Raw genomic sequence first — 8,544 nt, forward strand, 5'->3', positions numbered from 1 at the left:
AGTTCTCTGGCATTGCTGGCCGGATGCCGCACATAGGCGATGAGAAAATCGCTGCGCTCCACCATATATCGGTTTGCGCGGACGATGGCAAGCCGTTTGGGGACCGTTTCCAGATCCGGCGGATAGAACAGGGCGTCGAACGCCTTTGGCAGATCCACCTTTCTGTTGACTGGGTAATATGGGGTCATCAGCATCAGCGTAATATCCGGGTGCGCTCGCTTGGCCTGCGACAGTGCCCAGATCACCAGACGGTCGAAGTTGCCATACCGCCCCACCACAAATTCAGATACGCCATATTCCGTGATATGGCGCTCTATGGTTTCAAGCAGGGTTGGGTACACCCGATCTGGTGTCTCCCTATGCCCTATAAAGAAGCAGCTTCCCATCTGACAGCCCTCATACACAGTCGCAGTCATATTTTATTGATTGTGATTCATAATAGAAATATAAAACTCTCGCCCATTTTAATAATTATATCACTAATTATTCGTTGTGTGAAGCGAAAGTTGATGATTTAAGTGCGAACCCGCGACGCTCCCTTATATTAAAATAATAAGTAGAGATTGGAGGGAGAGGATCATGGACGATAACCGCCGCTATGAAGCGTTTGTGCGGGACCGCATCACAGAGCTGCGGGAACAGAAGGGCGTTTCTGAGCATCGGATGAGCCTGGAGCTTGGAAAGAGCGGCTCCTACATCAGAAGCATCACCAATGGAATTTCTATGCCCTCTCTCCGGGAGCTGTTCAACATCATGGAATACTTTGATTTGACGCCAACTCTTTTCTTTGCTCCTATGGACGATCCGGATTCCCTGCGTGGGATCATAGGCAAGAAGCTGCTTGCCCTGCCGGATGAAGACTTGGAGAAAGTAGCTGTTTTTCTGGACTGGATCAGAAAATAACCGCTCCTACTGGCGTTTGACATGAAAAATATGCCGCTCAGTCAGTTCCTGATAGTTTCTGACATGGGCGGTTTCTTTTTTGCGCTCTTGGGGGAAAGAACTTCCGGCTATTGAAATTTCAAGCTCTTTCCACTAAAATGGATTTCATCGTCTGTTATCAACCGTTCCGATTACAAAGCGAGGTAGGAAAAAATGAACCAAAAAGAAATCAATGAGCTGCGGCGCCGTTTTCGCCCGGAAAAAAGCGCCATCAGCCGTGTTTATGGATGCTATGTCAACAGCAGTAAAGAGATCGTTTCCGATCTGGACGAATCCCTGGGCATGATGCCGCAGGAGGAGTCCGAGAAGTATTTGAGCCTTTTGAAGAAGGGACTGTCCGGTTCCCTGGGGAAAAACCTCATTGATATCGTATTCTCCACTCAGCAGGTAGTGGACAGTGAGGAACACCGCCTGCTCACCACACTGCGGGATTCCCAGCTTAAGGACAACGAGGCCCGCCAGACCTTTTACCACAAGGTAATTGACAGTCTGGACATGGGGGACAGCAGTTACCTGCTGCTCCTGGCCTGTGACAGCTACGATGTTCCCCATCGGGGCAAGGATGATTCCCTGCAAGCGGATGCCTCGGATGAGGTGTTCACCTACATCGTCTGTGTTGTGTGCCCCATCAAGGAGGGCAAGGTAGAGTTGGGATATTTTCCCGGTGACAATGAATTCCACTGTGCTGCCGGGCAAACCGTCGCTCCTCCTGAGCTGGGTTTTCTCTTCCCGGCATTCGATGACCGGGCAGCAAATATCTATAACGCTCTCTTTTACAGCAGGAAGGCCAATGAAATTCACCAGGAGTTCATTGACGCGATCTTCCATGTGGAAGCGCCGATGTCTGCCGTTGAGCAGAAGGAAGCATTCCAGTCAGCTCTGAGCGATGCGTTTGACTGCAGTCTGGAAGTGATGCAGACTGTTCATGAACAGCTGCGTGAGAAAATCAAGGAGCACAGGGAGAGCAGGAGTTCGGAACCTCTGGAGATGAGTGCCTCAGAAATAGGGCAAATCCTTCAAAGCTGCGGGATTGCGGATGAACAGGTGGCAGCATTCCAGGAAAACTGCGGCGAGCAGTTTGGTTCGGGGGTTGTCCTGAATCCGGCAAACCTGATCGACAGCAGCCGCTTTGAGATCAAGACACCTGAGATCACCATTTCTGCTGATCCAGAGTATAGTTACCTGGTGGAAACTCAAATTATCAACGGGCGCAAGTACCTCCTAATCCCTACTGAAGATGGCGTGGAGGTCAACGGTTTTGCTGTCAGCATTACAGCTGCACAGAAAGACGATTAAATTTCAAAAGCCGGACACAACGCAAGGCGGTATAACCTTTAAGGCCAGATATTGTTTGTTATTTTCTGTCTTAAATAAAATCCTTAGAGTGGGCGCTTCTGGTTGGTTCATTATGAACCGGGACTCGGTTCACATGATATGTAGACCCTCCCCTTGGCGGGAGGGTCTGCTTTTTACAGGCTATCTCACCAGACGGTTTCTTGCTTCCAGTGCTGATGCGCAGTCATGGCCTGTCAAATACTGTGCCGCATCCAGCCATTCCTGTTCGCTGCATGCACCTAAAGGGATCGCGGCAGTGAGCCTGTGCAGCCGTTCACTTTGCTGGAACAGCCGAAGATCAGAAAGAATTCCGCATCCCATTTGATAAGCCAAATAATCCAGTAGATCGATCTCAACCAGCATTGGACACCTCCGTCATACCACATGATACAGATTGGAAGTAAGACTCCCATTCTCCCGCCAGCGTGGGTCCTTTTGCAGCAGACCAGCCCTGCAGAGATCATCCAGTGCCCGCTTGACCGTAGAGCGGGAAAGCCCCAACTCCAGAGCAATGGTTCTGATGGCCGGCCAGCAGCGTCCCTCGCTGTCTGCCCGATCCTTGAGGTACATATAGACGCTCTTGGCTCTGTGGCTTAGATTGGAATTGTAGATATTTCTAAAGCTGTTCATTCTGTTTCCCTCCGTCAAGGCCGAAATACCGTTTTGCGGGAATCCGGTGCGGCCTGAATTCCCTGAGCCATACCGCCAGCGGATGTGCCGCCTCCCTGCGGCTGCTCACTATCCATTACAATCGTCCCATAGTGGCGGCGGATGATGGACTCCTCCAACTCCTGCTTGTCAGCATAGGCAACGAACCGCTGGGCCTTCTCCGGCACTTCATAGGGCTTGCCGAACCGGATGCCCCAGTCGAGGAACAGCCGCAGCTTGACCTTCATGGGGTGGACGCCGGTCTTGGCCACAATAAAGCTGCCCTTGGGCATGGACTTGAGTTCATCCGGGGTCATGAGGGGACGCTCCATCATCTGGAGGGACTGGCTGGGATCGTTTTTCCCGCGGGAGATACTGCCGCTCATCACCGTCCGGCTGCCCAAAGATTTGGACAGTTCCACCGCAGTCTGACTGGCCGGGGCGAAGCCGCCGTAAAGGTTGACCTGGCAGTTGTCCACGATGATCTCAGAGCCCTCTTTTCCATAGTTTTTCTGCAGCTGTCCCGTAATGCTCTGGACGATAGGCACCAGCATGAGTCCTCTGGACCGGGAGGCGGAAAACATCAGTTCCAGCGACTGAATGGGCGGGCAGGTGCCCAACTCGTCCGCGAAGAAGACCACCCGGTTCTTGAGCCGGCCGCCGTTCTCGTCGGCCACAGTGAGGATCTCCCGATACAGGTTTTGGAGGATCAGGCTGACCATAAAATACTTGGTCTGGTCCTCCTCGGGCAGTACGATAAAGATGGCGGATTTCTCATTGCAAAACTTCTCCGCGTCAATGGCGGTGTCAAAGCAGAGGATCTGCTCCATCTCCGAGTCGAGGAAGGCGTTTAGGCGGGACAGTACCGTTGAGATTACGGAGGCCATGGCCTGCTCCGCCGTGTTGAGGGCGGACCCGGCAAACCAGCGGGCCTTATGATTAGGCGGGAGCTTTTCCAGCAGGAGCTGGAACTGATTCTTTCCCTTCACCCGGCTGGGGGCCAGCAGTTCCTGCACCAGTTTGAACACCGACACGATGTGGCGCTTTTCAATGGGATTGCCGTCCGCGTCCTCGGTGGGCAGGTACTCGGCCACCAGCAGGAACATGGCAGTCAGAAGGCCCTCGGCGGAATCGTAGAAAAAAGCATTCTGCCCATACTGGGCGCTGTCGCCGCCGCTGGTGTTGATGAGGGTCTTGGCGAGGATCTTGGAGTATTTCTCTGCCTTGGCCTTTGCCGCCAGGTTTTTGGGGTCGGCTTTATAGATATCCATGTACTTGTTGATCAGATGAAGCAGGTTGTTGCCGTCCGAGCGGGTGGGATTACGCAGATCCAACACGGCGATTTGGTATCCGTAGCAGTCCTTGGCAATACCGGCATAATTGCGGAACAGGTCGCCCTTGGTATCCGTGCAGAGGAAGGACATCCCGCTGGCGAGGGCATATTCGATGTTGGGGTACAAAAAGAACGCGGTCTTTCCGGCGCCGCTGGCGGCGGTGACCATGGCGTGGATGTCATCGGTGTCCACCAGAGCTGTAACATGGTCTTTGGGCCCTTCGCAGCCAAGGACAAGGCCCTGCTTTTCCGGCAGATGCTCTCCCTTGCGCCACAGCTCTGGTTCAAAAGGGACATGGGCATAGGTCTGCCGAATCTCCTGTTTGGTAGCCCAGCGTGCGGTTCCGTGCTGGCCGTCGCCCACAGTCTTGGATTTGATTCCGTCAAGGGTATAGTAATGGGAGAGAAACGCGAGGCCGCCGATCACGAGAAACATGATGGCGCCTACCACGATAAGTGTTATAACTTGCGTTGGCACATGATCCTCCTTTTGATATCTACGCCTTAATATCAGAAGGGGATGTTCAGTTTTCGCTTTGTCTGCTATAATAAATTGGTATGAGGTGATTGCTTTGATTTGCGCATGTGACCATTGCTACTATCTGTTTGAGGCGCCGGAACTGCCGGAGCAATGCCCGGACTGTGGAAAGCAGGCAACCCGGCCAGCCAATAAGCAGGAGCGGGCAGAATATCTCAGCAGACAAACAAGCAGCCAGGAAGAAGCGGAGGAGTGGGACTGAGCCATTCCTCCGCTTTGCTGTTTCAGGCTTAGGCCATCACTGGCTCAGTTTCCCTCTGGGTCTTTTCCTCTTTCTGCCGCCGTTTGATCTCGTCGGCCTCGTACTTGACCGGCACCTTGGCACAGGAGATGGCCAGCTCCAGCCATGCGCTGGCCACCTCTTTTTTCTCTGCCTGGGTACGGATACCCTGGCGATTGTTCTTGGCCAATACGCTTTGGAATTGCATGGCGATCTCATCCGCTCGGTTCTTGAGGATACTCCGGTTCTGATGAGGCAGGATGTGGCTTTCTAAAAACCGGACGCCCTGCTCAGTGGTCAGCGCGATACCCATCTGTTTGCACTCCCGCAGCACCACCGAGAGGGCCAGCGCCGCCATGGTTTCCATACGTTCCATCGCCTGGTCAAAGCGTCCCCAATGGAGGTCGTTCCGGTACCGTAGGAGCAATCCGGGGAACTGATAAACCGCCCGGTCCGGCTGAACTTCCTTGCACCTGGCTCCGATTCGCCGGCAGACGAGCCCCGCCACCGCAAACTGCGGATGCTCCTCGGCGGGCTGGGCCTCCAGTCCATTCCACGCTTTCAGATCCTCGTCCCAGTCTTTGTATTCGGATTGCAGCGAGGCAATTTGAGAATAGCCATGCTCCCGCAGAATATCCGAGAGCCGGCCGGCGGCCTCGATTCCGGCGGCATCGTGATCCAGGCAAAGGATGGCTTTCCGCAGATTTGGATTTTTCTCCAGCATCCACAGCATAGCATGTTCCGCCGTACCACAGAGAGCCACATAGCTGTGCTGCTGCCAGCCGTCCGGGTACAGGGTGAGAAAGGCAAGCAGATCGATGGGGGCCTCGAATACATAGAGACGGTCGCTGGTACCGACCCAGTGGAAACTGCACCGGGGATCACTGCCCTCTATGTTGCCCCGGTAGCTTTTTCCTTGGGTATAGAGGCCCCGCTTGTGGGCATGACGGGCAACGCCGCGTTCATCGAATCCTACGAACACGGCGTTGTGATACACCTTTGTCTGATCTATGGACAATTCCCGGCTCTCATAGATCAGTCCCTTCTGTGCGAAAGCGCTTAGTACCTCCCGGCTGATGTGCCTCTGCTGGAGCAGATAAGCATATACCCGCCGCATGGCCTGGTTTGAGGGAGGCAGGGCAAATTCCTTTGGCGGCTCTTTTTCTTTTTTCTCCGCCGGTACATACACCTCCCCCTGTTCACCATTGAGCAGACGGGTCACTGCTTCAGGGTAAGTCAGGCCGTAGAAATTTTGGACAAAGGAGATTGCATGGCCACCCCTCTCTGCAGCATGATCATACCACTCATTCCCATGCACAGTAATACTGTGATCTGAGGTGAGGCGTTTGTCCTGGCCGGAGGAGATGAGTTTCTCTCCCTGCCGGCGCAGGAACTCCACCAGGTCAACGGAGTTGGCACGGAGTTTTTGGTCCTCTGTGAAGTGGATATATGGCACGCTACATCCCTCCTTATCAAAAAAGAGGCCGCAGTATGCGGCCTCTCAGATCTGTGTTAATTCATTCGGTTGGTTGGCATCTTTCGGAGCTCTTGGACTTGATCCCGACACCCATAGACCATAGCGGTAGTGTGACTGGAAAGGTGCCTGAAAGGGTAACTGAAAAAGAGAAAAAGATTTCAGAACTTCTTGTTGAAGCTCCAGAGGCTATTAATGGGAGTCCGTAGGTTCATACCTCATATGCCTCTCACTGATTCCTTCCCTTGAGTTTCCGATGGAACAGAACAGGTCTGCACGGGATTGGCTTTTGCCTTTTCAGCCCTTGAATGCCTTTTGGCTGCGCCAATAAAATCTGCTGTTTAAACTGCACTTTCTGTTTCAAAAGATTACCTCCCTTATAGCTGCATTTCCGGCTCATGGTCATCCGCCTTGTGGCCCTGAGCGATCTTCTTCGCCTTGATTTTACGTAGGAGCTTCCGATCCACCACGACCCGGACGCCACCGGAGGGCGGTGGTTGGTTTTGCTCCTGGAAAATGTTGGCCAGATGGTGGAACAGCGAAATGACGGCCGCCACAGGAGGCTGGCCCAAGCGGTCATCCATGTGTTCCAGGAAATATTGAGCATATTCATTGCCCTGATCCGCTGCCAGCTGGAACCACTTGATCGCACTGGATCTATCTTTTGGGACCTCCTTCCCAAGCAGATAGAGCTTGCCGAGGGCATACTGGGCGTATTGATTGCCCTGTTCCGCTGCGGCGGTGAGCCAGCGGATGGCGGCTTTCACATCCTTTGGCGCATCTTCCCCCTGGAGCAGCAGCTTGCCCAGCCGGTACTGCGCAAACTGATTACCCCAGCCTGCTGACCGCTTCAGCAGACTTAGTGCTTTTACGCTGTCTTTGGGTGCATCTTCTCCTGTGAGATAGACCAGAGCCAGGGCGTATTCCGCATACCCGTTCTCCTGTTTGGCCGCGGCAGTAAGCCAGCGGATGGCGGCTATTACATCCTTTGGGATACCGTCGTCTCCCTTCAGCAGCAGTTTTCCCAGGCGGTACTGGGCAAACTGGTTCCCAAGTTCCGCAGCGTATGTGAGCCATTTCAGTGCGGCCGCCGGGTCTCTGGGCAGGGCTGCGTCACCGGCAAGATACAGCTTGCCAAGAGCAAAGGCGGCGAAGCTGTTTTCCTTCGTTGCCGCAAGTGTGAACAGAGCCACCGCCTTTTGAATGTCTTTTTCCACGCCCTGACCATCCCGATAGATTTTGCCGAGCGCGTATTGAGCACAGTCCTGGCCGGATTCCGCCGCCTTTGTCAGCCGCTCCAATGCCTGGGCTGTCTGCTCCGGTGTAGAGGATGGATCATTGAAAATCATCCGGGCCAGTTGGTACTGCGCGTGGGGATTGTCCAGTTTGGACGCCTGTTCAAACCACTCCCTGGCTGCCGCCTCATCTTTACCAGTCCCTACACCATGGAGGAGCATCCATCCGATGCGGTACTGCAATTTATCGTCATGGCTCTGCTGCTCCAATTCGAGAAATCCGGCGAAGGCTTGCCGGTACCACTGTTCCGACGCTTCGGCGTCCTTCTCACAGCCAATGCCGTCCCGATACATCTTTCCTAACTCGTATGAGGCATAGGGGAAGTCCTGCTGTGCAGAAGCTGTGTATAACTCCAGCGCCCACGCATCGTCCTGTTCCACACCCTGTCCACGGCGAAACAGGCCGGCAAGGGAATATTGCGCATACTTGTACCCTTTGTCTGCGGAAAGTTGGAACCACCGGGCGGCATCACCATAGTCCTGCTCACAGCCGAGGCCCGCGGCATACAGTTTGCCGATCCGGTACTCCGCATAGCTTTTTTTCTTCTGCCTCTCAACAGCGTGGAAAGCGGCCAGCGCCTTGCTGTACCACACATGGGCGGCCTGCATATCAATCTCCCGGCCCAGCCCGTCCGCAAGCATCCGGCCCAGATCGTGCATGGCCAGCGCATTGCCTTTTTGCGCCTCCTGTTGGAACAGGGTAAACGCCTGCTCAAGATCCTGGGGCTGATCCTTGCCGCCAAACAAACAGCGGCGGGC

Annotated in this window: 9 protein-coding genes; 2 read left to right on the forward strand and 7 right to left on the reverse strand. The window is 54.2% G+C overall.

Going from position 1 to position 8,544, the window contains the following annotated elements:
- The coding region (locus Q0Y09_RS02900) for a hypothetical protein (RefSeq protein ID WP_297717332.1) at positions 1-386 on the reverse strand (386 nt) is incomplete at its 3' end.
- Between the two features lie 193 nt (positions 387-579).
- Between Q0Y09_RS02900 and Q0Y09_RS02905 the strand changes: the two genes are divergently transcribed.
- The gene (locus tag Q0Y09_RS02905) at positions 580-903 is read left to right on the forward strand and encodes a helix-turn-helix domain-containing protein (RefSeq protein WP_178686387.1); all 324 of its coding nucleotides are present in this window, start codon (positions 580-582) and stop codon (positions 901-903) included.
- Positions 904-1,095: 192 nt separating this feature from the next.
- Complete coding sequence (locus Q0Y09_RS02910) at positions 1,096-2,238, forward strand: DUF4317 domain-containing protein (RefSeq protein ID WP_195446549.1); 1,143 nt, start codon at positions 1,096-1,098, stop codon at positions 2,236-2,238.
- A 180-nt stretch (positions 2,239-2,418) separates the two neighbouring features.
- On the opposite strand, the gene Q0Y09_RS02915 is transcribed toward Q0Y09_RS02910, so the two are convergent.
- The 6 genes from Q0Y09_RS02915 to Q0Y09_RS02940 all read right to left on the reverse strand — a co-directional run.
- Positions 2,419-2,640, reverse strand: a complete 222-nt coding sequence (locus tag Q0Y09_RS02915) for a hypothetical protein (RefSeq protein WP_006876444.1) — start codon at positions 2,638-2,640, stop codon at positions 2,419-2,421.
- Between the two features lie 12 nt (positions 2,641-2,652).
- Positions 2,653-2,907, reverse strand: a complete 255-nt coding sequence (locus tag Q0Y09_RS02920; RefSeq protein WP_006876445.1) for a helix-turn-helix domain-containing protein — start codon at positions 2,905-2,907, stop codon at positions 2,653-2,655.
- A gap of 14 nt (positions 2,908-2,921) precedes the next feature.
- Positions 2,922-4,736: a type IV secretory system conjugative DNA transfer family protein gene (locus tag Q0Y09_RS02925; RefSeq protein ID WP_367184324.1), complete on the reverse strand. Its 1,815-nt coding sequence runs from the start codon at positions 4,734-4,736 to the stop codon at positions 2,922-2,924.
- A gap of 290 nt (positions 4,737-5,026) precedes the next feature.
- A complete protein-coding gene (locus tag Q0Y09_RS02930) occupies positions 5,027-6,133 on the reverse strand; it encodes a DUF3991 and toprim domain-containing protein (protein WP_297717352.1) in 1,107 nt (368 codons plus the stop codon).
- Between the two features lie 586 nt (positions 6,134-6,719).
- Positions 6,720-6,854, reverse strand: a complete 135-nt coding sequence (locus Q0Y09_RS02935; RefSeq protein ID WP_255654015.1) for a hypothetical protein — start codon at positions 6,852-6,854, stop codon at positions 6,720-6,722.
- Positions 6,855-6,867: 13 nt separating this feature from the next.
- A partial coding sequence (locus tag Q0Y09_RS02940) for a tetratricopeptide repeat protein (protein WP_297717359.1) occupies positions 6,868-8,544 on the reverse strand: 1,677 nt, incomplete at its 5' end.

Source organism: Intestinimonas sp., from assembly GCF_026169115.1.
Taxonomy (GTDB): domain Bacteria; phylum Bacillota; class Clostridia; order Oscillospirales; family Oscillospiraceae; genus Intestinimonas.